The sequence below is a fragment of the Streptococcus sp. 210928-DFI.4.42 genome (assembly GCF_020554365.1).
Taxonomy (GTDB): domain Bacteria; phylum Bacillota; class Bacilli; order Lactobacillales; family Streptococcaceae; genus Streptococcus; species Streptococcus parasanguinis_S.
This window is the reverse complement of sequence record NZ_JAJCHF010000009.1, coordinates 1-26,616: the sequence shown is the minus strand read 5'-3', so window position 1 is coordinate 26,616 and position 26,616 is coordinate 1. Positions and strand designations below refer to the sequence as shown.

Genomic DNA, 26,616 nt, shown 5'->3' with positions numbered 1-26,616 from the left:
TTATCCTTTTTTATCATTTAAAGCTGTAGAATAACGGACATAGTCATCGGTCACAATCGTTTGCATTTGATAAATAATCGCATTAATAATCGCTACGACAAGGGTGCTTCCCCCCTTACGCCCTTCATTTACCATAACAGGCAAATCAGTCGCTAATAATGCTTCCTTAGATTCTAGGACATTGATAAACCCAACGGGAACACCGATAATGGCATCTACCTTAACATTTTTCTCTTTGATTAAATCAAGGAGGTGGAACAAAGCTGTAGGTGCTCCTCCAAAAGCAAATACTTTAGGTCCTTCTATCTCAGTTGCTTTTTCAACAGCTGCCATGGCTCTCGTAATATTTTTTTCCTTAGCAAGTTGGATGACATCTTCATCGTTAATTAAGCAACGGTAGGAAACGCCCATTTGATCTAGAACTCGTTTATTGATCCCATTTAAGGAAATGCTGGAATCAACAATGATAGTCCCCTTTTTTTGAATCACGTCAACAATTCGTTCATTGACATGGTTGATAAACCTCATGGTATAGAGATAGTCAAAATCACCCGTGGTATGAATGGCGCGTTTAATAATGGCTTCTTCCATATCTTCATGGAATTCATAACCTGGATGATCCTGATCGATCACAGATTGAATGATCTGGAAACTTTTTTCCTCGATTGAGGAAGGGTTTTTAATATAGGACATACATACTCCTCTTTTAATAAATTACAACGATGAGATAAATAATTGACAAAACGAAAGCTGAAATCGTCGTTGTCATATAGAGCATAGAAATGGATGTTAAAATATCATCTGGCTCTACACTTCTTGTAGGATCACCAATAGTTGGTTTTGTAATCAACTCACCATGATAGATATGAGCTCCACCTAATTGAATCCCCAGGGCACCTGCCACGACCGATTCAGGGAAAGCGCTATTAGGACTCGCGTGTTGATAGCGATCTCTCCAACCGATTTTTATGGCATTTACGAAATCCAATTGCAGGATTCTGGCACTTGCCATCATAAACAACCAAGTCAAACGGGCAGGAATGAGATTGACCAAATCATCTATTTTAGCCGAAACATAACCAATCTTACGGTATTTGGCTGTTTTATAACCGACCATTGAATCTAGCGTATTAATAGCTTTGTATCCCATTGCTAGTACGGGACCGCCAATAAATAAGCACAATAAGGGGCCGATCACTCCATCACTTGCATTTTCTGCGACGGTTTCAATGGTCGCATTACAAATTTCAGGTATGGTAAGCTGATCTGTTTCTCTCCCTACGATCATTCCCACTTGATACCTTGCCTTCTCAATGGAACCAGACTGAATGGCTTTGTATACTTTCAGAGCTTCAAAAGCAAGAGAGCGAGTTGCCAAACAGGTGTAAGCTAAATAAGTCCACAAAATCCAATAAAGAATCGGGTGAAGCTGACTAGCCCCCCACAAGATTCCATACGTGATAGAAACTGTCAAAGAAACGGTGCTTATCCAAAGGAAGATTCCGAACAGAAATGGATATCTCGTTTTTAAGTTTTCCATCCGCAAACAAGCATAAATGAAATTTCCAATTAGTTTGACCGGGTGTGGCCATGAATAGGGATCTCCAATCAACCAATCAATTAGAAGAGCAATAAAGAGTGCAATAACTATCATTTTTTAGACTCCAGTATATAATCGATCCAACTATTTAGGAGTTGCTCATTCTGATATAAATGAACATGGAGGTAACTGGCAAAGGTTTTCCCTTTCTGATATCCCCCTGTCCAATTCGAAACCACTTCTCCATCTCTTTCTTTTCTAAGATCTAAAACTGTTTTTTCAGAAGTATTGAAAATGGAATGATGGAACTCATGACCTCGAATTTCCGTACCAGACGGACCAAATAAAGAATCTTCATTGGTAATTGCAAAACAATAGCCAAAACGTTTTAGCCCGTTCGTCATCACACTAGTCCCATCAAAGATACCAACCATTTCGTAGACGTGATCTTCTATCTCAAGATTTTTCCCAAGATACATCAATCCTCCGCATTCAGCATAGATGGGGATTCCCTTTTGATGAGCTTCTAGAACGGATTCTCTAAAGGAACGATTGTCAGACAATTCTTTTGCAAACAACTCCGGATAGCCCCCACCAAAATAATAGGCATTAGCTTCCGGTAAGCGTTCATCTTTTAAGGGACTAAATGGAATGAGCTCGACATTAGCACTTCTTAATAAATCCAGATTATCTTCGTAATAAAAATGAAAGGCATCATCCAGTGCATAAGCAATGGTTAATGGGGTAGAATTCTCAAGCTTGAATGGAGAAGAAAGTTCAACTGATTCTCTATCAACTTTCTCCAATAGGCGCTCAAACTGAATGGTTTTTTTAGCCTGCTCTCCAAGAATAGCAAACTTTTCTTCAAGATCATCCATCTCCACATCCGGAATCAATCCCAAATGCCTTGAAGGTAGTTCAACCTGAACATTTTTTGGAAAATACCCCAGGACTTCTATATCAGTGTAGCGCTCAATCGCTCCCTTAATCAGCTGATAATGGGTTTCCGAAGCCACTCGATTGACAATGACACCAACAATATCTACCGCTGGATCAAATGAAGAAAAGCCATGTACAATTGCTGCCGCTGAAGTTGAAGTTGATTTCCCATCAATAATTAAAACGACAGGTAGATTGAGCTGTTTGGCAACAGATGCAGAAGAGGCACAATCTTTATCTGTTCCTAATCCATCATAGAGTCCCATCACCCCTTCTACCACTGCGACATCAGAATTTTGATGCCAACGATAATAAGACCACTTCAGATAATCCGTATCAGGAATTAAAAAATTATCTAGATTCCGAGATGAGTTCTTCGTAATACGACTATGGTAAGAAGTATCAATATAATCAGGACCAATTTTATACGGCTGAACATTGTACCCCATATCTGTTAAAGCTCTTAATACAGCCAGTGTTACGGTAGTTTTTCCAACACCACTAGATACACCAGCTAACATAAACTGCTTCATCCTAAAAACCCCTATCTCTTGAAAAAAATAGAGCTACAAAAAATAGTGTATTTTTTGTAGCTCCGTTGCTTTATTAAATGACTAAGCACCTCGTTGTGCTCTCTTCATTCTTAAACACTAAAGATGTCTTTATTCTAATATAAATTATAGCATTTGTCAATGAAAAATTGAAAACGCAATCAAAAAGAGCACACTTATGGTGCTCCTTATAAACTATTGTATATAAAAGTTCATTATCCTTGCCAATCTGCTGGATAAGTCACATAAATAAAGCGTGCTTTATCTTTAACAGAGAATTGAATATCGCTTCCCTTTGGAATAAAGATGATTTCACCTGGACCAGCACTCATCACTTCATCACCAGAGATAACATCCAAACGACCTTCGATCACATAGTCAACTTCATCATAGTCTAAATGCCAAGGGAATGTTGTCTTATCCATTGTCATCAAACCTAAGCCAAGTCGAGGACTTTCTTCAAGAGTCAAAAGATCACGTGTATAGACTTGATGTTCAGGATTTCCTGTGTCCAAACGATCTTCAGGACGAACATCTAAGCTTGGTAGTGAAATAGAGGCTACACCAGCTTTACTAACACGTTTAGCAGAACCTTTACCTGCCAATTCTTCTAGAAGAATTTTGCGAACTAAAGATTCAATATCTGTACGATTATAATCCATTTACCAATACCTCCAATTAGGCTTCTTTCTTAGTCAAGAAGTAGGCAAGTAATACGGCAGTAACCCCACCAACAAACTTACCAATCATCATTGGAACAATCATCTTAGGAGATTGTCCAGCAGTAAATCCTAAGTGGTCCCCAATAACGAATGAAGCAGATACAGCAAAGGCAATATTCAAGATTTTACCACGGTTATCCATATCTTTTAACATTTGGAACATGGCAATGTTGTTTGCCAAAGAAGCAACCAAACCAGCAGCTCCAACTTCGTTCATTCCCAATGATTTACCGATTGCTGAAAGTGGTTTATTAGCAACTTTGGTAAAGACTGCTACTAAACCAAAAGCACCAGCCAAGGTTACAGCGATTGAACCAACAACGACAAATGCTTCTTGAAGAATTTCTGCACCTTTTGGATAAAGTTCAAGCAACCATTTATTGCCAGTCAAGAGTTGTGCTGCACCAAACGCCAAACCTAAGGTTGCGATCACAACAATGATTTGACCAAAGATCTCAAATCCTTTAATCATTCCATTTGGAATAAGAAGCAAACCTAGGAAAATAAGGGCAGAAACGATGACAATAGGGATCAAGTTGATTAATAAAGTACCAAAAGACAAACCTGGAACAAGTAATCCACCAACTAAACATCCAACAGGCACGGTTACCAAACCGTACAAAATACCACGAGCCAAGTAAGGACGATCTGATTTTTCGATAATTCCTAAGGCAACAGGGATCGTGAATACGATCGTTGGTCCCATCATAGAACCTAAAACGTAGGCAGCAAAATCACCAACAGCTTTATCTTGGGCTAAGCTCAAGGCTAAAGGTGCTCCGCCCATATCATTCGCGATAAATGTTGTTGCAAAAATCGAAGGATCCGCACCAACCAAACCATAAAGAGGTACAATAATAGGTTTTAACAAATCAGCTAACAAAGGAGCCACAACCATAATCCCTGCCATAGAAAGCGCCAGCGCTCCCATAGCCATAATCCCCTCTTCAAACTGCTTACTCAGGCCCAATTTCCCGCCGATACATCTATCAATTGCACCAACAAGCATAAAGAGAACCATAATGTAAATGATAATTTCATTTATACTCATAAATTCTTCCCTACTTTCAATAATCATCCAGTTGATATTCAACTTTATCTATGATCCCAACAATAACCATATCTACTGGAATATCCTGTCTATTCAAGCTCACTCGAGCTGAACTTCCTGTAGTAACCAATACTTGGTCACCTTCACCAGCACCAATACAGTCTGCAGCAATCACTAAAGCAGGATCTGTTTGATGGTCATTCAGTTGTCGCTCGACCACTAAAAACTTTAATCCATTAAGTTTTTCATCTTTCCTTGTAGCCCACAGACTTCCTTTCACTTTCCCAACAAACATCTCGTTGCTCCTTATTCTTCAATATTAATATTGTGACGTTTTAAATAATCTTTCGCAAGCGCTGTCACAATCATTCCTTTTTTAAGACGAATGCTATCATTATCAGATAGATTCATTTCAATTAATTTTTTTTCAGTTAGCAAGCCAACCTTCTCAACCGTTTTAGGTGTTGAGCTGTTTTTTGGCACATCATGGGCAGGCTTATTGTTTTCTCCACCAGTACTTTCTTCAAGGATGGATACCAATTCTTCTTTTTTGTAGAATTGAACACCATATCTGATCAGTTTTTCGTACTGTTCTTGAAGATCTTGGAACAATAGTGCTTTAGAGGTCTGTTTAAATTGATGGAAATCAAATAATTCATTTAGAACCAAAACTTTCTTTCCTTTTAAGAGACTCTTAATCACCACTGCCTCATCTTCTGTAAGTGGACACAAAGAAGCTATCCGAAGCATCGCATCAAAACCAATTGATTCTACTAGAATGATGTCAGCACTACTTGAATTTTTTACAACTTGATAGCCCTCTCTATCCAAGATATCCGGAGTATCAAATGCCCCGATAACAAATACTGAGGCCTTATGAGTTTCAACCTGTATTTTATCCATTAAACGGTCTGTAATCAAATCTACGATCTTATCTAGATTCTCCATTTTTGACCCACCTCCAACAACCAATACTAGTCTTTAATAATCCGACCACGGATTCCTTTACTAAAGCCACAAGCATTGGCTTCATCGTAATCAATATGCATATAAGTTGCAAATTTAGGACTGACACGAATCACAACATCGTCAAAGATTAATGGTCTTGCACCTTCTACCTTCACTTTAACAATATCATGATTTTTCACACCCAGTTTTTCTGCATCTTCAGGTGTCATATGAACATGGCGTTTTGCTACAATCAACCCTTTATCCAAGGAAACTGATTTATCTCCATTCACCAATACAATACCTGGAGTACCTTCAATATCACCGCTCTCACGAATAGGAGCTTTTACTCCTAATTGTAAACAGTCTGTAAGTGATACCTCTACTTGAGACTCTTTTCTAACAGGTCCCAAAATAACGACATTATGAAAAGCTCCTTTTGGACCCACTACAGTCAAACGTTCTTTTGAGGCATACTGACCAGGTTGAGATAAATCTTTCGCCTTAGTCAATTCATAACCAGTTCCGAACAAAGCATCCAATTCTTTTCGACTTAAATGCACATGTCGACCACTAGCTTCCACTTCAAAGGAGCTGTCTAGTTCATTTTGAATCCTATCAATAACTTTATCAATTATATTTTCAAATGACATTGTTATTCTCCACATTCTATTCTAAAATAAGCCACACTAAAACTTCAATTGATTTCAATAATGTGATTAGTTTATCTGCATAAACATCTTGATTGTTAGACGATACTAAGGTCAATTCCTTTCGGATGTTTACAATTTCAAGATATAACTCATAGCAAGAAAGTTTCCAATTCTCACATTTGAAATCAACTCTTACACTTCCTTGATCCAACTGTTTAATGACTCGAATGGACTGTAAATCTTCATTTGTCCCAAGATTTGGGTTATAAAATGAGATATCCTCTTCAATATAACAGCCGACCATCTTTTCTACTATTTGAAGTAGATTTCCCAATTGATCAACTTTTTCATCTAAATAAGCAAGATGGAGTTCTTTTTGGCATTTTAGAAAATACGTATATAGTTTCGTTAGCTTGAAAAGTAGTGGATACACAGCAGACTCTTCTAGAGACGAAACAGTCATATGAAATGGTTTACTAATCTCTGTTTGAGTTTTATTTGGCGAATCAGCATAAGCTACTTGAATATGGCGATCATGCAAAAAACCTCTTGCAGCTGGAGTCAATTTATCATCATTCGAAAGTTTTAAGATATTTTGCTCACTGATCTTGCCATCTTTTATTAGCTTTCTAATTCGTGATTCAGTATAAACTGTCATGCATTCACATCCTTCTACCACAAATTAACCACAGGGATACAACGAGGTTGAGATTCAACTTCCCAACCTCGTACAGCTATTAACATGAATGAATATTCTTTACATCAAAATGCTTATTCCTATCAAAACATTAATTGCTGATTACCTGCCTGAGAAATTATTAAAATCTACTCTTTATGAGGTAGGATAACTTCTACTTCAGAATGTGGACGTGGGATGACATGCACTGAAATTAATTCACCTACATTTTCGGCTGCTGCTGCACCTGCATCTGTTGCAGCTTTAACTGCACCTACATCACCACGAACCATTACAGTTACCAATCCAGCACCAACTTGTTGTTTACCAATCAATGTAACATTTGCTGCTTTTACCATAGCATCTGCTGCTTCGATAGCACCTACTAAACCTTTTGTTTCAACCATTCCTAATGCGTTTGCGTTTGACATATTCTTTTCCTCCTATTATAAAATCTAATTATTCAGCTGATGGATGTGGTAGAATAACTTCTACTTCAGAGTGTGGACGTGGGATCACGTGAATTGAAATCAATTCACCTACATTTTCGGCTGCTGCTGCACCTGCATCTGTTGCAGCTTTAACCGCACCTACGTCACCACGAACCATTACAGTTACCAATCCGGCACCAACTTGTTGTTTACCAATCAATGTAACGTTTGCTGCTTTTACCATAGCATCTGCTGCTTCGATAGCAGCTACTAAGCCTTTTGTTTCAACCATTCCTAATGCGTTTGCGTTTGCCATTTTAATTTCCTCCAATTATGAAATGAATAAGTTATTTAGTTAATTTTGATAACACACGTTGAACAAGCAGATCAACTAATTGTTCTTCATCTACTTGCTTATCAACTTCACAGCGTTGACAGTCAAGATTTTCTTGATTTTCAGCCTTTCTCAAATCTGACAATTCTTCAGTACCATAAGCGACACGGCGAATATTAATCAAATTCAACGGGCTGACATTATCAGATGTTGCGCTTCCACCTACAGCTCCACAACCTAAAGTAAAGGCTGGGAACAAACCTGTTGTAGCACCAACTCCTCCTAAAGCAGCAGGAGTATTGACCAAAAGTCTTGAAACAGGTTTTCTTAAGGCAAATTCTCGAACGATACTTTCATCTTGGGTGTGGATAGCTAATGTGTGTCCAGCTCCTTCATGATGAAGAATTCGAATACTCAACTCACATGCTTCTTCCCAATTTTTAACAGTATAGAAACCAAGGACAGGAGCTAGTTTTTCCATAGAATAAGGATATTGTTTTCCAACTCCTTCACCGTCAGCAATCAAGACACGGGCATCATCTGGAACAGAAATTCCAGCTAGTTTAGCGATCACTTGAGGTGTTTTACCTACCATTTTTGGATTCATTGCTCCACTAGGTAGAATAATGAAGGAACCAAGTTTCTTAGCATCTTCTTTTGGAACGAAGTAAGCACCTTGACGTTTAAACTCTTCAACAACCTTATCTTTTGTTTCTTCTTCTACAATGATTGATTGTTCAGAAGCACAGATAACACCATTATCAAAAGTTTTTGAATCGAGAATTTGACGAACTGCTTTAGGGATATCTGCAGTTTTTTCTATAAAGGCTGGACCATTACCAGGACCTACCCCAATGGCAGGTGTTCCTGATGAATAAGCAGCTTTTACCATTGCATTCCCACCAGTTGCCAAGATCAAGTTTGTATCTTTGTGTTTCATCAATTCATTGGTCGCTTCAATAGAAACTCGTTGAATAACTCCGATTGCACCTTCGGGACAACCTGCTGAAACTGCAGCTTTTTTAATTATATCAACAGTTTCATTGATACATTTTGCAGCATGTGGGTGTGGAGAGAAAACAATACTGTTTCCACCTTTTAAAGCGATAAGCGCTTTATACATGACTGTTGAAGTTGGATTGGTTGAAGGGATTAATCCGGCAACCACACCAACTGGAACACCAACTTCAATAACTTTGTTCTCTTTATCTTCGTTCAAAATACCAACTGTACGCATATCCTTGATTTCTTCAAGAATACCTTTTGAGGCAAGGGCATTTTTTAAAACTTTATCTTGCCACTTCCCAAATCCAGTTTCTTCTGCGGCCATTTTGGCTAAACGTTCTCTTTGATCATAACAAGCTTTAGCTACAACTTTTACAATCGTATCGATTTGTTCCTGACTCATCAATGCTAGTTTTTGTTGTGCAACTTTAGCTCGTTGAATCAAATGGCGAACTTCTTGTATAGATAAAAGATCTTTATCTTCAATATACATTCAACTTTCTCCTATGATTTCAATTTCAGTAAAGCTTGAATTAGTAATTGTTTGTTCGCAAATTTAATTTCTTTCTTAGATAGATCGATTTTATCTTCCCGATAAGCAATACTTCTTAATTCAACAACTTTGAATTTATTTAATTCTTCCTCAGAATATTTCTGTTGTCCTTCTGTTAGAACCTCTTCTTCAACTATAACATCAGAAATGACATCTTCAACAAAAGCTGTTTCATTATCTGATATTAAAGGTTGTGGATTAACTTCAGGTACATCTATCAAATCAATCACTTCTAAAACACTCTCTTCTAAAGATGAAGAAGTTTCAGCTTTGGACACATCTTTATTCACTTCCTTTTGAATTGGAAGGAGGATCGAATCAGTTTGCGAGTCTAATCGTGCAATCACGTGACTATGAAGATAGTATGGTTGATCTTGTGCAATCTCAACTGCAGCTTCCACTGCTGATCTTACTGCACTAACATCTCCAACCAATTGAACCGTATTTAACCCTGACTTAACAGTTTCTACATTCAATAGTGAGACGTTGGCAGCTTTCAGTGCAGCATCGGCAACTACGACCGCCCCAAGAAAACCTCGTACTTCAATTAATCCAAGTGCTTTTTCTGCCATAAGCACACCTCATCTTAATAACTCTTTGGATTATCTGCAATACTTTGAACAGTTTGGGCAAATGCATCACATGCTGCACGACATGCAGATTGAGAGCCAATCAATAATCCACCTGCAAAGTTTGTTTCACTTGGTGGTCCATAAAATGCACCAACCGATACATCAGCAGCTTTTAAAGCTGCATCCAGAGCTACCATAGCTTCTGCAGGAGGAGCAATTAAATAAGCAATGGCTGTTCCTTCTTCTGCGTTTGCACCTTCTGAAAGATAACTACCTGCTCTTGAAATGCAATGAGCAAAATATGGGATGCTGTCGTCATCATTTGCACTATAGAAACTAGCTCCGTTTTCAATTTCATAAACTACAACATCTAAACCACTACGAACTTCTTCCGGATTTGGACCTGCCAAAATACCGATAACTTCACCAGCTAACTTAGTAGAAGCATTCCCAGCTCCAGCATACATACTACGAGCATAAACAACTTCAACATCAGCTGCTTTTGTCGCTTCATCCAAAGCAACATAGGTTACATCATCACAGTCAGAGGTAACAATTCCCAAACTTCTATGATGTGGTTTAAGTTCCAATGATGCTGCTAACCCAGCATCTACATTAGGAATTAATAATGCACTTAATACGTTAGCGCCAAGTCTATCATTTTTCAAAATCTAAACCCCATTTCTATTTTAATTCTACCCCTGACTTCTTATTATCAAGAATCTTCTTAATAATTTCAGCCACGTAGGCTCCAGCTTCAACTGCAGGAGTTCCACCTTTATGAATGTTTGATACTACTGTACGACGTGATTCTGGCATCCCAACTGTTGGTTTATAAGCCATATATGCACTCATCGATTCAGCTGTCACCAAACCAGGACGTTCTCCAACTAGCATACAGATAACTTCAGCTCCTGTAAGTTCAGCAATTTGGTCCATTGCAGCTACCCGAGCATGTTTGATGAAAAGAACTTCATTAAAATCCAGACCAAACATTTTCAAACCTTGTTTTAAGGCTGGTAAGAAATCTCTTACGTTTGCTTCAATCGCTGATGAACTCAAACCATCACCAACAACGATTTGTACTTTTGGATTTGGTTTACAAGATTCTTTAATGATTTTCTGTTGATCTTCTGGGAATACACGACCATAGTCCGGACGAGTTAAGTATTCATCTTTCGTTGATGCTTTTGTTTGAACAGGAATGAATCCCATTTCTTTAACAAAATCATCTGAAACATCTGAGAATACCGCATCTTGAGCTGCAGCATGGTCTGCACGGAAACGAAGAACTGTCTCAGTCTTATAACGGTTTCCTGCTCTCCATAATCCCAAACGAGCTGGTGTGAATTTTTTAATTTTACGATAAGCTTCTTCGTTAATTGCATTTGGAACTAAAAACTGTTCCTGAATATCCACTTCTGTTATATCTGGAATAATTCCATCTTCAATAGTCGTTTCTTCTTTATCAGGTTGAACACCATTCTTTTCAAGAGACTTAAATTCAGAGCTTTGTGTTTGCTCTTCCTTTTTTAACTCTGTAACAGTATCCGTATCCATTTCGCTTAACAAAGAACGAATCATTTCTTTTAAATCTTGTTCATTCACTGTCAATACCTCCTTACTAATTTTGTTTCATAAAGATAGATCCGTCTCCACCGATTTCAGTAAGATGTCCATCCTTCATCAATCCCATTTTTTCCATCCACTCTTCAAATTCTTTGATTGGACGTTTGTTCAATAGATCACGCATCGTAGCAGTTTCATGATAACCAGTAGTTTGATAGTTCAACATGATATCATCACCATGAGGAATTGCCATGATGTAGTTAACATTAGCTGCTCCAAGAAGAACCAATAGATTTTCAGCGTCATTTTGATCGGCTTTCATATGGTTCGTGTAGCAAATGTCACAACCCATGGAAATACCGGTCAGTTTGCCCATGAAGTGATCTTCCAAACCAGCACGAATAACTTGTTTTGAATCATACAAATATTCCGGACCGATGAATCCAACTACTGTGTTAACCAAGAATGGATCAAAACGTTTCGCAAAACCATAACAACGTGCTTCCATCGTTACCTGGTCAGCACCATGGTGAGCATCTGATGACAACTCAGACCCTTGACCAGTTTCAAAGTACATCACGTTTGGACCAGCTGCAGTACCAACTTTATGAGCTGTATCTTTAGCTTCCTGCAGAACTTTTGCATCAAAACCGAATGCCGCATTCCCTTTTTCAGAACCTGCGATAGACTGGAATACCAATCCAGTTGGAGCTCCTTGGTTCATTGCTTCAATCTGAGTTGTAACGTGAGCTAGCACACAGTGTTGTGTTGGAATCTTATACTCTTCGATAAAATCATTAAACTTATGAAGAATTCGTTTTGTACTCTCTACAGAATCATCAACTGGGTTCAACCCTAACAGAGCATCCCCACATCCATAAGCAAAACCTTCCATTGTAGAGGCCATAATTCCATCAGGATCATCTGTAGTGTGGTTTGGTTGCAAACGAGAAGAGAATGTTCCCGGCATACCAATGGTTGTATTAGCGCGTTTTGTAATGACAATCTTATTTGCTGCAACAATCAAGTCTAAGTTTGTCATCAACTTAGCAACCGCTGCAACCATTTCTGAGGTCAATCCACGAGAAAGCCATTGAATATCAACATTTTGGTGGTTGTTATCTAAAATCCACTCACGAAGTTCAGAAACAGTCCAATTTTTAATCTTTTCATAAGTTCGAAGGTTTACATCATCAATAATAATGCGAGTTACTTCGTCCTCTTCGTATGGAACAACAGGATTGTTAAACAAATCTGATAGTTTTAATTGTGATAAAACCACCTTAGCTGCTACACGTTCTTCAGAAGATTCAGCCGCCACCCCAGCAAGTTGGTCACCCGACTTGTATTCATTGGCTTTAGCTAGAACTTCTTTTACTGATTTGAATTCATAGACTCTTCCAAATAATTTTGTTTTTAAAATCATTTAAAGTCTCCTCCTTTAATAATTTCTTAATTAAAAACTAACGTTTTAACAACGACCGGCAAGACCGATCCCTCTATCACTGGATTACCTATATCGATGTAGTCACCATTTTGGACATCAACTGAGTCAATACATACAAACGGATAATCTTTTGGTAATTCAGCAAACAAACATTGCCCTAAAACCTTAGCCATATCTTCTCTAACAACTACAAGTAATGGAATGTTCTTTCGAATACTTTCTCCCATTCCTTTTATGATAGCGCTTGCATATTCTTGTACTCTAACAAAACTTGGACTTTTTTCACCATTAATTGCTAAAGCAACCTGTTGAACTTCATTTTCTAAGGTAAACCATTCTAATTTATCATGAATGATTTCTGTTAATTTTTCACAACTCTCTAGCTCGTCGTCCTTCGCTAATTTCAAAACAGGTATATTTCTAATCGGTAAAGTTTTAGAAATATAAGTGATGGTGCTTCCGCTTACCTCTGTTGTATGACTTCCAGCACCTACGACTGTTGCTCGAATTGTTTCGGCTGATTCAATCACTCTCTTTTGTTCAAAAATCTTTGATTGACGAATAGCACGTCCCAATATGATACCAATATCACCGTAGGCAAAATCATTAGTAGCAGAATCTTGATAAATAGCATCGGCTACTCCTCCGGAAAATGAAACACATTTCAATTCATAATCGAGTCGCAATCCATGGTTGGTTTGTAAAAACTCGTAATATGGAGCATCCACTTCAAGCCCAACTGCCTTTTCTAAAACTCTCACTAAAATTTGGATTAATTTATTCAATTCATCCCTATTTACAATTTCATCCAAAAACAGTCTTAAATTTTCTTGTTTTATAATTTCTTGTAGTTTCGGTGAAATATAATGTATTTTAAGTGTATTAGGATCAATCTTGATCAAACGACCGCCAATATCAAAACAACCTGTATCAATTACATCTCCTTCGCGAAATGCAGCGAAGTTTGAAGTTCCACCTCCAATATCAATATTTACAACGGAAGTATGGTGTTCTTGAGAATATTGGTGTGCACACGCTCCCTTGCCTGCGATAATACTCTCTAGATCTGGCCCCGCAGTAGCAACTACAAAGTCCCCAGCGTAACCGCTCAACGCCTGCAAAACTTGGCTGGCATTTTCTTTTCTAGCTGTTTCACCGGTAATAATTACTGCCCCCATCTGAATATCTTGCTTTTCAATCCCAGCTTTTTGATATTCTTGGATAACAAAATCTTTTATCTTATCAACTTCTATCAAAGACTGATGTGAAATTGGTGTAAAAATAATTTTACTTTTATAAAGGACTTTTTTATCCGTTATATATACTCTTGGGATTGTAAATACAGAAGCAATATTTTCAATTGTAAGTTCAGATAGGACCAATTGAGTAGTTGCAGTTCCAAGATCTAACCCAACACTCAAAATTTTATCCGACATAGGAAACCTCCAAAAAAAGACGCTTAAAGAATGCACTGAAACATCGGTTTCTTGCATCCTTTAAGCGTCATTGCTTTTCGACTGACTTCATTGTTAGTCTAGAATTATTTACACTTTAAAAATTATCTTAACTTGCGTTCCCTCATTGTTTGAGGTCGTGACTAGTCTTCCGGATAATTTACTCTCTACAAATCTTTGAACAAGTATTAAGCCAAGATGCTCTTGACCCACGGCTTCGACATTGTAACCGCTACCATTATCAATTACTTGTATACGTATTATATCATCATTTTTCGTCATTTGCAAACGAATACATTGATTTTTTTTATTTTTTTGATATTTTTTATTGGAAAAAGCATGCTCATAAGCATTTTGTAATAATTCATTTATTACCAATGCCAGTGACGATGCTCTATTATGATCCAAGTAAATATCATCACATAATTTTAATTTTAATTGAATTTCTGATTTTTCTGCAAAACAGCGTTGAAGATTTGATGAAACAATTTCAACCAAAGACTTCAAATCTATTTTTTCATTTTCTTGATTAGAAAGAAGTTCATAGGTAGCAGCTATCGAGAAAATTCTGTTTATACAGTCTTCAAAAGCAACTTTTGTACCAAACTCTTTAACCTGTGCTCCTTGCAATCGCAATAAAGAAATAATGGTTTGAAGATGATTTTTAACTCGGTGATTAATTTCTCGAGAAGCAATCAAACTCTCTTGGATTTCTTTGTCTTTTTCCCGTAGTTCACTGGTATCTTTTATAGTAATAATCGTTTGATGATTGCGAGCATTGGGATAACACTTCACTTGAAAATAATGTTTTCCGTACTTAACTGTTTTATTACTATTTGAAAAATTATCCTCTACTAATTCAGAAAAAATTGTTCCATCTAAAGAGAGATTATCATAATGCATTCCTTGTATACTTTCTAAGTAACCCAACTTACTTCGATATAAGACAACCGCTGATTGATTGCAATGTAGTAAAAATCCTCCTCGATCAAATACTAATACTGCATCTTCTACATAATCTAATAATGATACCTCTTCTTCCCGGATTGATTCAGAAGGTGCTTGAAAAATATAAGAATGGTCACCTTTCGAATGCTGGAGAGAAAAACTTGATGAGAAACTATCTGAAAAATCACTTTCAACGATTAAAGTAGCAATTACTTTTTTTCCTCTGATAATTGGAAAAACAGTCTGTTCAATTGCAACTCCTTCTTGCGATTGTCCTCGAAGACCCACAGAAGGAACACCTGTTTGAAGTGTACGAAGAACCCCAGGTTCATTTTCTAAAAAGGCAGACTGCCCAACAACTGTTTTTTCATACAAGCTCTCCTTTGTATGAGGCTTTCTATGAAAAACGACAATTGCATGATCAGAATAAATATTTTTTACATCAATGAAGACGTCCTTATCCATAAACTCTTTGCTTGATAAAACTGCCTCTGATTGTCGAATCAAATAATCAATATCTGCTTCATTAAGATCTGTTTTATCCTCGCAAAATTTCTTTATCTGATTATTGTACTTCATTATTCAATAACAGCAACTTTGCAATTTCAATCATTGGAACACGCTTTTGCATACTGATTGTCCGAATCTGTTTAAAAGCCTCTGGTTCCGTAAGATTATCTCTCGTCATCAAAAGTCCTTTAGCCTTTTCTAAAACAATTCGATCATCGAGCTTCTTACTAATTTTAATTAATTCCTTCGAAAGTAATTGCTGTTGCCGTCCTTTCTCTATACAAACTGCTATTGTAGGAATTAAAGACTTTGCATCCAACGGTTTTACCAAGTAAGCACTAGCACCAGTTAAACTTGCTTTTTTGATATAATGGTCATCATTATAAGCAGAAAGAATTATCACACCGTATGCTAATTCATCATCTAATATTTTTTTACCTGCTGATAAACCATCTAATAACGGTAATTTAATATCCATTATCACTAGATCGAAAAAGTGTTTTTGACAAAGTTCAATAGCTTCAAAACCATCACTTGCTTCTGCAGCCACTTCATAATCTGACTGTTCTAAAATTTGTTTGATATCTAAGCGAATAATCGGATCATCATCACAAATTAGTATTCTGCCTTTCATAAACTCCATCCCTCATATGAAATTATGTTCTTGTTACAACTGTACTTGAAAAGCCTAGAATCTCTTCTAAACCATTTAATACTGCGTGGAGTGATGCATCTACTGACGCAACATCCCCTGTCATTACAACAGATCCGCTAAATCGATCCACAAAACCAATCTGTACACCAGCTGCTTTAGTAGCTATATCCACAGCAATAATTGCAGCCTCACTTGGAGTGATGGTCAATATCCCAATAGCATCACGAAAATCAGTCTGTAACCCCAATTTTTCAAAAATAACAGGATCAGGACTAGCAATTAAATGTGCTAATGTGACTTGTTTACCAGGAACGTATTCCTGAATCATTCTTTGTTTTTCTGACATTTATTATCACCTCTGGATTGGTTTTACAATAAATATAATTCTAAATAATTTGATTATACTATATTTAGTATTCGCTTTCAATAAAATTTATTAATTAAATTATTACATAACAGTGTCAAATTAAAGATCTTAAATTTGAGGGAAATTTTTTTAATCCTTTTAATTTTTTGTATGTTAATTTAACTATTTGAAATAATTGATTATAAAATATAGAACCATTAATATCTAATTATGTACTATGCAAAACCAATACAAGACAACTTATTAGTGCTTTTAAAAAATTATAAAAGTAAGCCTATATTAAACAAAATAAATTTAAAAATTACAATTAATCATGTGAACTTTTATTATACATATATTCATAAAAAAATCTGAACTCACATGTCTATTTTAATTTTCACTAGCAGATTCATTTCTACTATATTAATAAGACTTTATACTTTATTTTTGTTAATTTAAAATGACTTTTTTAGAAAGCTTGTTCTAAAACCTTCAATAATTCTTCAACTGTAGGGACTCTCGGATTTGTAATCGTACACTTATCCAATAAAGCAGCTTCTGCAATCTCACGTTTATGAGCATTAAAATCATCCACTCCCACTCCGTAAGATCTTAAAGAAGTCGGATGATCTAATTTCTTTTGAAGTTTTCGAACAGCATCCACTAATTGTCTTACACCTAGAATAGGTGTAGAAGCACTCAACCCTAATAAACGAGCAATCTGTTGATATCTTTCAGCAGTTTCTTTATTCAAATTACCAGCACGGGTACCGGTCGTTGCCACATTCGCATTATACTGGATAATATGTGGCATTAAGATGCTATTAAGTCGTCCATGAGGAATATGGAATTTAGCTCCAGCTGCATGGGCGATACTATGATTAATCCCCAATGAAGCTGAGTTGAAGGCCATTCCTGCCAAAGTAGAGGCTACATGCATTTTTTCACGTGCTTCTAAATCATGTCCATTTTTGTATGCACGAGGCAAGTATTCAAATACTAATTTGATAGCTTTTTCAGCCAAAGCATCAGAAAAATCAGTTGCTTTATTTGAAACATAGGCCTCAATCGCATGTGTTAATACATCCATACCAGTATCTGCTGTAATATTAGCTGGTAGTGTTTCCACCAAATTGGAATCTAATATAGCGATATCCGGTAGAATATCCCAATCTACGATCGGATACTTTTGTCCTTTCTCAGCATCAGTAATAACTGCGAAACTTGTCACTTCAGAACCTGTTCCGCTAGTAGTTGGGATAGAGATCAATTCCACATCAGTAAAAATCCCTTGTTTCTTCGCAAAGTAATACATTGCTTTAGATGCATCAATTGCAGATCCCCCACCGACAGATAAGACAATATCGATTGATTTCCCTTCAGTCGCGTGAATCCCTGCCACAATAACATCAATAGGAGGATCTGGAACAATATCAGTAAAGGTTATGATATCGTTACTAGCGTCTAAATAATCAAGAATTTTATCTAACTGTCCAGATTCTTTTAAAAACGGATCAGCAACAACCAATATGGTTTTGTTATGATAGTTTTCTAATTGGGCCAAAGCACCTTTGCCGACAAAAATTTTAGTTTTGTAGTAAATATTATACATTCTTTCTCCTTTCTTATCAGAGTTTCTTATTTTATTTTACCCCCTTTATCATTTGAAACTCTTAAAACAACATAAAAAGAAGCCACATGAAACACTACCAAATAGTATAAATTTTGGCATATTTCATATAGCTTCATTGCTTAAAATTGTACGTCCTTGTACTTTACAAAAAGTATAACATAAAAACGCTTACAACGCAAAAGAAAAAACATATATTTTTTTTTTGATCATAATACTTGCAGATTCTTCTAGATCGTGCTATCATTAAATTACTAGAAATGATTTTGGTACTTTTAAGAGTATGGAAGTTTGGTGAAAATCCAACACGGTCCCGCCACTGTGATAAGCTTAGCTTTAAGTCAGGTCTTTATTCTTAAATTTTAGTAGATTTCACGCCTCGATGTAAGGTGGTGATGTCAGTTAGGAAATACACCAAAATAGTGCTTTCCCCTATTGACTCTACGTATGAGTACGTATCATTTTCTAAGGATGGGGTTCCCATCATCTGCAAAGAAGCAGAGTCAATATTTGGAAAGCTACTGTTAACCAATGAAGCTTAGCACGAAATTTGTACACTGTTGTACATCTGGCTTTCGAATTCTAACCTTGTCCTTCCCTTTAGGGAAGACGAGGTTTTTTTCTTATCACCTCTAATCAAAAAGTTATGACATAGATAAAAAAACACTGCCCCTATTTTTTTATTAGAGGTAGTGCTTTTATTCTAGTTATTATTTTTCTTTGCCCAACGCTCCACATCTGCTTTTGTAATATTGTGAAACACTTTTGCTCCTCTTTCATAAGGAATATCCTCACAGTGTTTTCGATAATTAATCACTCTTGCAAGAGCAAAGAAATAGTCAGATAAACGATTCACAAAAATTAAAACTTGATTATTAATTTCATTTGTCCACATGGTCGCGACAATATGTCGTTCTGCACGACGCGCAATGGTTCTTGCCACATGAATCATTGAAGCAATTTCATCACCACCAGGTAAAATAAATCTTTCCAGAGCTGGTGGGATATCCGCATAAGTATCAATTCGTTCTTCAATCCATTTAACGAGGCTTTCATCTACTTTATATGGGTATACACCATGAGGAGTAGACAAATCAGAACCACAATCAAACAGATAATTCTGTAACTGATACAATTCGTCTCTCAATTCATCATCTGGATCCATTTTACTAATTGTATAACCGACCCAAGTGTTTAATTCATCTACGGTACCATAAGCATTGACACGATCTGAATCTTTTGCAACGCTTTGGCCACCTACTAATTTTGTAAGACCTTTATCTCCAGTCTTTGTATATAGTTGCATATTTTCCTCCTTTATAACTCTTTATCTAATGTCGACGTAGTCATCCCGGTCCAGTTTTCCCTCCTCAAAAGTCGGCATACGCTCTATCGTGTACACGGAACTTTCCATTAAAAAGAAAGCTAAAGGACAACCTGATCCTTCCCCTAAGCGCATATCCATCTGAAGCATCGGGGATAAGCCTAAATAATCCGAAACAATTTGATAGCCTGGTTCTGTAGAACAATGGGATGGGAAGCAATAGTCAACCACTTCTTTCTTTAACTGTGAAGCAATTAAGAGTCCTGTCAAAGAAATCAACCCATCAATGACACAAGGAAGTTGGTACTGGGCACAAGCTAAATAGGTGCCAACCATCCCCAACATGTCTAGGCCACCAACTTTAGAGACGAGATCGATAATATCACTATAGGGAGCGTGATTGGTTACCGCTTCTTGAATGACAGCTGTTTTATGAGCCTTCATATCTTCAGTCACTCCCGCTCCGTATCCTGTTACCTTTTGGGCAGGAATTCCCAAAGTGGCAGCAATAACTGCTGCGGAAGTTGTGGTATTTCCAACCCCCATCTCTCCTGTTCCAAATAAGGTATAGCCCTGATTGATCTTTTCAACTGTTCTTCTATACCCAACTAAAATGGCTTCAATGGCTTGCTCTCGAATCATGGCAGCTTCTTTTAGCATATTGCGAGTTCCATGTAACACATGGTCCGGGTTATCAGAATAAATTTGACGCTTACAACCAATATCAATGACACAAATATCAGCCCCAGCATGTTCTGCAATATTAGAAACCCCTGCTTTACCATTTCTGATATTATTGGCAACAATAAAGGTTGTTTCGATAGGATTTGAGGAAATTCCTTCTTCACAAATTCCATTATCCGCTACATAGATCATGACGATTTTTTTTGATAGCTGGATTTTGTTAGGAAACATCGCATATAGCTTGGCATACATTTTTTCCATTTTACCTAATGCACCAAGAGGTTTTGCTAAGCGATCACAATAGCTTTTTCCCTCTTCTAATGCTTTAGCGTCAATTGGGACAATATTTTTTAGGATGTGATTTAATTCTTCTTGCCTATCCAAAGATCTCCTCCACCTTCTTCACTTTTAGCCCATCATATATAATTCTGCTTAGATTCCTTATAGAATAATAGCTTGCCAGAGGATGTTGGGACAGTCGTTCTTCTAACTTATACAAGTGAAGGAGCTGATCTTGGGTCAGCAGAATACCAACAATGCTACCACTATGAGCAACATTAACTCCTAGTAAACCTAATTCTGTTGTAATTTCTATAATATCTTCTAAATAGGGTTTGGGCAGCCGTTTGTTATTCAACAAAGCACTTATAGTCGCCACCTGGCCTAATCGCTTGACATTTTGCGTATCACAAGCCGTTTGGAAATCAGTCAGCAATTTCTCTGACTGCTCAGCAGGATACAAAGGACTATCTGTCATTCTTATGAAACTCGTTGTATCGACGATTTGATCTGGCTCTAGAATGTACACATAAAGATTCGGTTTCCATTTTGTCCGCCATTTAATCTCACCATTCAGCGGATTCATCACGGTCCAGTCTGAAAATCCTACTGAATCACTTGGTTCAATCTTTGAACAGAGACTCGTTAGGAGAGACACTGACACTTCTTTATGCTTATAGGCAGAATAAGCTCCTAAGATCGAGAGCATATCCGCTGTACTACTAGAATATCCCTTTCCAATGGGAATATCTGTTTGAAATGAGAAGTCGAAATCTATCTGATCCGTTAGTTCATTCAAAACTTGCAGCATTTTAGGCCGCAACACTTCTCCTACTTGACCTGCTTGAGGGCCAATCACTACTTGACTTTTCTTTTCAATGCCATAAGACATCAAAAATTCATGACCATCTACAACACACTGGAACAATTCTCCGCAAGATCCTGGGCAAGATGCTATCATTGTTCCCTTCACTCTTCTTTTCCTCCAAGAATCGCTTCCAGAGCAGTTAATAAACAGCTATTCTCTTGTCTACTACGAATCGCAATGCGGTAGTAATCGCTACTTAAATTGTGATAGTTAGAACAGGAGCGGATAAAAATGTTATAGCGCCATAATTCTTCACGTAAATCCTTGGAACCCGTATATTTAAAAAAGATATAATTGACACTTGGTTTTAGGACAGTTAAGGCAGAAAAAGCTCCCAAAGACTGATACAGGAAGTCTTTTTCCTCCTGTAGCCATTTTAGAGTTTGTTCTTGATAATCTCGATCCTTTAAAATCACAGGCAAAGCTTGAAGAGCCAATGCATTAATGGTCCATGGAGCCCGACGTTCATTAATATTTGTTAGGCATGGATGAATCCCAAGGGCATAGCCTAAGCGTAATCCTGGAATAGCATAAAACTTCGTCAGAGAGCGAACGACAATCGTATTTTCAAAATCACTTAGATATGGAACGAAACTATACTCTTCCTCATTTACTAAAAAGTCAATAAAGGCTTCGTCTAGAATAAAATGAATATTCCGTTCCAGCAATTTTTTCGCGATTTCTAGCAAGTAACCAACTGGAGCAAGGGTTCCAGTCGGATTGTTGGGATTGCACAATAAGACAACATCACCTGGTTCCAGATCTTCTATAGCTGCTTGAAGCTCTCCCACCGTCCAATCAAAATGAGGAGCTGTTAAACGATGATATAGAATCTCGGTCCCCTCTTGATAAAAAGCCTTTTCATATTCCATGAAGGTGGGACTTAAAATCAGTAACCTCTCGGGTTTTAAGGTCTGAGCTAGTTCATAAAATAACCCCACGGCACCATTTGACAAAAGGATTTCTAGATCTTGATTTCCATGATGCTCCCTCAGCAAATCCTTTTCATATTGGTTGGTGATATCCGGATATTCCGTAATTCTATCAATACTGTCCACTAAGACTTGGCGGAGGCTTGTAGAAACTCCAAGCGGATTGATATTGGCACTAAAATCAATCCACTTTTCAGAAGAGTTCCCATTTTTTTCAGCTAATAGACGTCCATTCCCTCCGTGTTCAACAATCATACACATCTCCTTCTTGAAAGATAAAGTAGTCCTTTTAGATTATATCATGTTTACTCACTCTCAAGAAAGTCCTTTAAAGCATCGATTCCAGTATTCTCTGTTGAAGAAATTTCAAAAATCCGTTTCACACCCGCATCTAACAACTGCTTGCGCGCGAATTCTAATTGCTCCTCAGAGTCTACCAAATCAATTTTGCTAATGATTCCGATCACATCTTGGTTGAATAATGAAGAAAATCCTTGAGGAAAAGTTTGCATGGTTGAATTTCCTGCGATTAAGAGTCCAATGATTTCAGCTTCTGCTGCAGTCACTGTTAACGCATTGTAATAGCGTCTGTGTTGTAAAAATTCACCTGGCGTATCAATAATACTATCGTGAAATTGAACAGCCTGCGTTTTAAAATACTCAATATCTAATCCTTTTAATCGTTGGGTTAGCGTTGTTTTACCCACTCCCACTGAACCAACAAACATGATTTTCTTCATAAATCTCCCCTATTTTTTAATTAATTGTGCCTCATCCGTTCCTAACTTAATTGTTTCACGGCTCTTGACTAAAACACCCTTGTTTTCATCACGACCTTGTAGGAAGTATTTGGCATCTTTGCTATCATATGTATCTACTGCAGTCTGTGAAAGTAAGCCAATTCCTTTTGATGGATCCCGTAATAGGTTAAAGATGATTCCCATCTGTAATCCTTCAAAATCTTTCAACATTGCATAGTCCCCATTACTATCTCCAGCAATTAGAATAGGATCTTGGTTCTCGTGTTTATCTGCAATGAACTTCTTGATTGTTTTTGTTTTTCCTTCACCTTGTGTTTGGAAGTAATCGTTATTGTATTCTGATTGAATGACACCAGAATCATTTTTAACGAGTTCCATTCCATAAACATGGTCTTCAGTAATATTATAACCGAATTTATCCAGAGTAGCAAAAGGAACAATGACATCACGGAAGGAAGCAGAGACAACATAAACATCAATGCCGTTATCTTGTAGAGTCTTATAAAGATTTTGCATCTCTTTTACTGCGCGAACACCACGTTTAAATTTGATTTCCACTTGACCAGCTTCACCCTTCAAGCTTTCTGAGCTCACCCAAGTTTCATAAACTAAATCTTCTTTTAAGGCACGTTCAATTGATTTTTCCGATACAGCTTGAACTTCTTTAGATGTCATACCAGTAAACAAGTAAGTTACCCAAGGATAAGAAATATCTGAGCTGAAAGTTCCACCAATTGCTTCGTAAAGATAACGTAATTTAGCACTGAAATCTTTATATTCGTCTAATTGTTTTACTTCTTCGAGGCTCTTAGAACCTTTGAAGCCTTTGTACTCATTATAAATCACAGTGTAATCAGAAACAATGTCTTTGGCGATCTTATCAATATTAACAGGGTTTCCTTCCTTGTTATTGTGATCTTCTGTGAAGTTGTCTTCTGGAATATTTGTACGAATCGCCTTATCCAACTCTTCTGGCGTCATCTTAAATTCTAAATTTTCAATCTGATAAGTGAAGGTCGCTTCACCGATATCGTTGATTACGGTTGTGTTATCCCAGTCAAAGACAGCATATGGTTTTGCTGATTCATTATATTTTGAACTAGACTTGCCATTTTCTTTAATGACATTACTTAATTTCTTATATAGTTTGTCCTCCCATTGACCACGTTCAAGGACTTGATCTTCTTTCTTCACGCTTGTTTCCTGACTAGCTTTACTAGACTCAGTTGTTTTAGACGACTGAGAAGCCTGACAACCAACCATAAATAAGGCTAGACCACAAACTAAAAAGAGACGATGTTTCTTCATAAGAAAACCTCCAAAAAAAATTTTTAATTAGAAAAAAGGCAACAAAGAACCTATGATTTGAAACGGTTGCGCCATTGCAATCATAGGCCTCATTGCCTTTTATATTATTCCACACCCATTATACTAATTAGCTGATAGAATGTCAATCGAAAACGGTTACATTTTTTTGTCAACTTAAAATTTTCATATTGTAAGAAACTAAATCAAGAGAATTTTTCATGCTATCTGATGAATTCAATCCCTTTTCTGAAAAATCATTTTCATTGTTTTCTCCTCTATCCTCTGCTATATTTGGATGATCAAAGAAAGGAGACAAGCCGATGACATTGTCCAATAAATTCACACTTTCTCTTGCCTCACTGGCAATTCTTGGTCTTTTAGCAGCCTGCTCGAACCAGACAGCTCAAACACCTGCAAGCTCTGCTAGTCCCCAAAAGGTTTCTTCGAGTACTTCAAGCTCTAAAGGTTCACAAACGGCTAGCCAAGCTGATAATCTAGACGGTACATACAAAGGGACTGATGAAAATGACCAGATTACTCTGATCCTCTCTGGTACGACGGGCACATGGGAAGAGGTTGAAAAGGATGGCGAGAAAGAAAGCAAACCTGTAACCGTTCACGCTGACAACCATACTCTCACTGTGGGGGATGATCTCAAATATTATAAACTAGAAGGTAACCAACTCACTATTGAAGATGACGATCGCGATCCTTCTGATACCATTGTATTAACGAAATAGCATAAAAAATAAGAGGTTAGGATGTTGATCCCAACCTCTATTTATTATCTTAATGGAACTGCATCCCACCATCTACGATAATGGTTTGTCCTGTGATGTAGTTTGAATCAGGTCCAGCAAGGAAGCTGACCGCTGCTGCTACATCTTCTGGTTCTGAAAGACGTTTCAAAGTGATATCTTTAGCGAATGTTTGCATACCCCATTCGTCGTCTTTGCCCGCGTTCTTACCTACTTCATGAGCAATGTCAAACATCATTGGAGTCTTAACGATACCTGGTGCATACGCATTGACAGTGATTCCTGAATCAGCCAAGTCACGTGCCAAAGTTTGAGTGATCCCACGAACTGCAAATTTAGTACCACCATAGACAGTCAAGTTAGGGTTACCTACAACACCTGCTTGTGAAGTTGCATTGATGATTTTTCCGCCATGACCTAGTGCTTTGAACTGAGCTTGAGCCGCTTGTGCACCCCAAATCACACCACCAACATTAATAGCAAATGTACGTGTAAATTGTTCTTCAGTAATTGTATCAAGTGGTGTAGTTGGCGCAACACCTGCATTGTTTACGACAACATTCAAATCTCCAAAATGGTCAACAACCTTTTGGAAAGCTGCAGCCACTTCTTCTTGTTTAGACACATCAGCTACGACTGCAAAAGCATGATCTGCTGATAACTCAGCAACTGCTTTTTCAGCTGTTTCAGCATTGTAGTCCAATACTCCGACCTTGAAGCCATCTTGCACCAAACGTTTTGCGATTGCAAAACCGATTCCTTGACCAGCACCTGTGACAATAGCTACTTTAGACATATGATTCCTCCTTGGTATCAACGATACCAGCAAACGTTCATAAAAGAACAGCAAGGGTTGACAACTAGTTTTGGGTGAATCTATCATCAGTTCCTTCCAAAACTATGCTAACAGTATACTCCTTTGTGAAAAAAGTGTCAAACTCTGGCCTGTTATTTTTTAAAAAAAGTTTATTTATATGATATTTTTATTTAGTGATAAATGAACTAAACCATGAGATAGAGTATAGCTTTTACCCACAACGGATCACTATTCTATTCTGTAAAAGCTACATAAAAAGAGATTGGGACAAAAGTCCTAGCCTCTTAATTGTTTTGGGATTGTCGAGCAAGACGCAGTGGTTGAGTGGGCTCTACTACGCTGATTTCATCA

Annotated in this window: 30 protein-coding genes and 1 riboswitch; of the genes, 1 reads left to right on the top strand and 29 read right to left on the bottom strand. The window is 37.3% G+C overall.

Annotated elements, in window-relative coordinates; translation table 11 throughout:
- From LIZ08_RS04845 to LIZ08_RS04710, 28 genes are all read right to left on the bottom strand, one after another.
- Complete coding sequence (locus LIZ08_RS04845; RefSeq protein WP_227038391.1) at positions 1-693, bottom strand: cobalt-precorrin-8 methylmutase; 693 nt, start codon at positions 691-693, stop codon at positions 1-3.
- A gap of 13 nt (positions 694-706) precedes the next feature.
- Positions 707-1,654: an adenosylcobinamide-phosphate synthase CbiB gene (gene cbiB / locus LIZ08_RS04840; protein WP_227038390.1), complete on the bottom strand. Its 948-nt coding sequence runs from the start codon at positions 1,652-1,654 to the stop codon at positions 707-709.
- Positions 1,651-3,012 carry a cobyrinate a,c-diamide synthase gene (locus LIZ08_RS04835; RefSeq protein ID WP_227038389.1) on the bottom strand — a complete coding sequence of 454 codons (1,362 nt, stop codon included), beginning with the start codon at positions 3,010-3,012 and terminating at the stop codon, positions 1,651-1,653. The genes cbiB and LIZ08_RS04835 overlap by 4 nt, the downstream gene beginning before the upstream one ends.
- A 233-nt stretch (positions 3,013-3,245) precedes the next feature.
- Positions 3,246-3,692: a cupin domain-containing protein gene (locus LIZ08_RS04830; protein ID WP_003006908.1), complete on the bottom strand. Its 447-nt coding sequence runs from the start codon at positions 3,690-3,692 to the stop codon at positions 3,246-3,248.
- A gap of 16 nt (positions 3,693-3,708) precedes the next feature.
- Positions 3,709-4,803 (bottom strand): ethanolamine utilization protein EutH, encoded by a 1,095-nt coding sequence (locus tag LIZ08_RS04825; protein ID WP_227038388.1) that lies wholly within the window; start codon positions 4,801-4,803, stop codon positions 3,709-3,711.
- 16 nt (positions 4,804-4,819) lie between these two features.
- Complete coding sequence (locus LIZ08_RS04820; RefSeq protein ID WP_049516021.1) at positions 4,820-5,098, bottom strand: EutN/CcmL family microcompartment protein; 279 nt, start codon at positions 5,096-5,098, stop codon at positions 4,820-4,822.
- Positions 5,099-5,109: 11 nt separating this feature from the next.
- Positions 5,110-5,751 (bottom strand): ethanolamine utilization protein, encoded by a 642-nt coding sequence (locus tag LIZ08_RS04815; RefSeq protein ID WP_227038387.1) that lies wholly within the window; start codon positions 5,749-5,751, stop codon positions 5,110-5,112.
- 26 nt (positions 5,752-5,777) lie between these two features.
- Positions 5,778-6,404, bottom strand: coding sequence for an ethanolamine utilization phosphate acetyltransferase EutD (gene eutD, locus LIZ08_RS04810; RefSeq protein WP_227038386.1), 627 nt, complete (start codon positions 6,402-6,404; stop codon positions 5,778-5,780).
- Positions 6,405-6,420: 16 nt separating this feature from the next.
- The gene (locus LIZ08_RS04805) at positions 6,421-7,062 is read right to left on the bottom strand and encodes a hypothetical protein (protein WP_227038385.1); all 642 of its coding nucleotides are present in this window, start codon (positions 7,060-7,062) and stop codon (positions 6,421-6,423) included.
- A gap of 167 nt (positions 7,063-7,229) precedes the next feature.
- A complete protein-coding gene (locus LIZ08_RS04800; RefSeq protein ID WP_006596190.1) occupies positions 7,230-7,511 on the bottom strand; it encodes a BMC domain-containing protein in 282 nt (93 codons plus the stop codon).
- 28 nt (positions 7,512-7,539) lie between these two features.
- On the bottom strand, positions 7,540-7,827 hold the full coding sequence (locus tag LIZ08_RS04795; protein ID WP_227038384.1) for a BMC domain-containing protein: 288 nt from the start codon (positions 7,825-7,827) through the stop codon (positions 7,540-7,542).
- Positions 7,828-7,858: 31 nt separating this feature from the next.
- A complete protein-coding gene (locus LIZ08_RS04790) occupies positions 7,859-9,343 on the bottom strand; it encodes an acetaldehyde dehydrogenase (acetylating) (RefSeq protein WP_227038383.1) in 1,485 nt (494 codons plus the stop codon).
- Positions 9,344-9,354: 11 nt separating this feature from the next.
- The gene (locus LIZ08_RS04785; RefSeq protein WP_227038382.1) at positions 9,355-9,975 is read right to left on the bottom strand and encodes a BMC domain-containing protein; all 621 of its coding nucleotides are present in this window, start codon (positions 9,973-9,975) and stop codon (positions 9,355-9,357) included.
- Between the two features lie 14 nt (positions 9,976-9,989).
- Positions 9,990-10,643: an ethanolamine utilization microcompartment protein EutL gene (gene eutL, locus LIZ08_RS04780; RefSeq protein WP_003006890.1), complete on the bottom strand. Its 654-nt coding sequence runs from the start codon at positions 10,641-10,643 to the stop codon at positions 9,990-9,992.
- Positions 10,644-10,659: 16 nt separating this feature from the next.
- The gene (gene eutC, locus LIZ08_RS04775; RefSeq protein ID WP_227038381.1) at positions 10,660-11,583 is read right to left on the bottom strand and encodes an ethanolamine ammonia-lyase subunit EutC; all 924 of its coding nucleotides are present in this window, start codon (positions 11,581-11,583) and stop codon (positions 10,660-10,662) included.
- 16 nt (positions 11,584-11,599) lie between these two features.
- Complete coding sequence (locus tag LIZ08_RS04770; protein ID WP_049472791.1) at positions 11,600-12,970, bottom strand: ethanolamine ammonia-lyase subunit EutB; 1,371 nt, start codon at positions 12,968-12,970, stop codon at positions 11,600-11,602.
- A 26-nt stretch (positions 12,971-12,996) separates the two neighbouring features.
- Positions 12,997-14,427, bottom strand: coding sequence for an ethanolamine ammonia-lyase reactivating factor EutA (gene eutA, locus LIZ08_RS04765; RefSeq protein WP_049472790.1), 1,431 nt, complete (start codon positions 14,425-14,427; stop codon positions 12,997-12,999).
- A gap of 108 nt (positions 14,428-14,535) precedes the next feature.
- Positions 14,536-15,972 (bottom strand): sensor histidine kinase, encoded by a 1,437-nt coding sequence (locus LIZ08_RS04760; RefSeq protein ID WP_227038380.1) that lies wholly within the window; start codon positions 15,970-15,972, stop codon positions 14,536-14,538.
- Positions 15,959-16,537 (bottom strand): ANTAR domain-containing response regulator, encoded by a 579-nt coding sequence (locus LIZ08_RS04755; protein ID WP_037607841.1) that lies wholly within the window; start codon positions 16,535-16,537, stop codon positions 15,959-15,961. Before LIZ08_RS04755 ends, LIZ08_RS04760 begins: the two co-directional genes overlap by 14 nt.
- A 22-nt stretch (positions 16,538-16,559) precedes the next feature.
- Positions 16,560-16,904: a BMC domain-containing protein gene (locus LIZ08_RS04750; protein WP_003006878.1), complete on the bottom strand. Its 345-nt coding sequence runs from the start codon at positions 16,902-16,904 to the stop codon at positions 16,560-16,562.
- A gap of 469 nt (positions 16,905-17,373) precedes the next feature.
- Positions 17,374-18,516: a 1-propanol dehydrogenase PduQ gene (locus tag LIZ08_RS04745; RefSeq protein WP_003006876.1), complete on the bottom strand. Its 1,143-nt coding sequence runs from the start codon at positions 18,514-18,516 to the stop codon at positions 17,374-17,376.
- 276 nt (positions 18,517-18,792) lie between these two features.
- Positions 18,793-18,938: riboswitch (adenosylcobalamin (AdoCbl) riboswitch) on the top strand.
- 299 nt (positions 18,939-19,237) lie between these two features.
- Positions 19,238-19,840, bottom strand: a complete 603-nt coding sequence (locus LIZ08_RS04740; RefSeq protein WP_227038379.1) for a cob(I)yrinic acid a,c-diamide adenosyltransferase — start codon at positions 19,838-19,840, stop codon at positions 19,238-19,240.
- A 21-nt stretch (positions 19,841-19,861) separates the two neighbouring features.
- Positions 19,862-20,926 (bottom strand): nicotinate-nucleotide--dimethylbenzimidazole phosphoribosyltransferase, encoded by a 1,065-nt coding sequence (gene cobT, locus LIZ08_RS04735; RefSeq protein ID WP_227038378.1) that lies wholly within the window; start codon positions 20,924-20,926, stop codon positions 19,862-19,864.
- Positions 20,919-21,794 (bottom strand): kinase, encoded by an 876-nt coding sequence (locus LIZ08_RS04730; protein WP_227038377.1) that lies wholly within the window; start codon positions 21,792-21,794, stop codon positions 20,919-20,921. The genes cobT and LIZ08_RS04730 overlap by 8 nt, the downstream gene beginning before the upstream one ends.
- Positions 21,791-22,876 carry a threonine-phosphate decarboxylase CobD gene (gene cobD / locus LIZ08_RS04725; protein ID WP_227038376.1) on the bottom strand — a complete coding sequence of 362 codons (1,086 nt, stop codon included), beginning with the start codon at positions 22,874-22,876 and terminating at the stop codon, positions 21,791-21,793. Before cobD ends, LIZ08_RS04730 begins: the two co-directional genes overlap by 4 nt.
- Positions 22,877-22,926: 50 nt before the next feature.
- On the bottom strand, positions 22,927-23,361 hold the full coding sequence (locus LIZ08_RS04720; protein WP_003006866.1) for a EutP/PduV family microcompartment system protein: 435 nt from the start codon (positions 23,359-23,361) through the stop codon (positions 22,927-22,929).
- A 9-nt stretch (positions 23,362-23,370) separates the two neighbouring features.
- A complete protein-coding gene (locus LIZ08_RS04715; RefSeq protein ID WP_227038375.1) occupies positions 23,371-24,690 on the bottom strand; it encodes a haloacid dehalogenase-like hydrolase in 1,320 nt (439 codons plus the stop codon).
- A gap of 169 nt (positions 24,691-24,859) precedes the next feature.
- The gene (locus LIZ08_RS04710; protein ID WP_227038374.1) at positions 24,860-25,033 is read right to left on the bottom strand and encodes a hypothetical protein; all 174 of its coding nucleotides are present in this window, start codon (positions 25,031-25,033) and stop codon (positions 24,860-24,862) included.
- Between LIZ08_RS04710 and LIZ08_RS04705 the strand changes: the two genes are divergently transcribed.
- Positions 25,011-25,430, top strand: coding sequence for an SP_0198 family lipoprotein (locus LIZ08_RS04705; protein ID WP_227038373.1), 420 nt, complete (start codon positions 25,011-25,013; stop codon positions 25,428-25,430). The genes LIZ08_RS04710 and LIZ08_RS04705 overlap by 23 nt on opposite strands.
- Positions 25,431-25,479: 49 nt before the next feature.
- On the opposite strand, the gene LIZ08_RS04700 is transcribed toward LIZ08_RS04705, so the two are convergent.
- On the bottom strand, positions 25,480-26,244 hold the full coding sequence (locus LIZ08_RS04700) for a (S)-acetoin forming diacetyl reductase (protein ID WP_049515143.1): 765 nt from the start codon (positions 26,242-26,244) through the stop codon (positions 25,480-25,482).
- Positions 26,245-26,616: the final 372 nt, after the last annotated feature.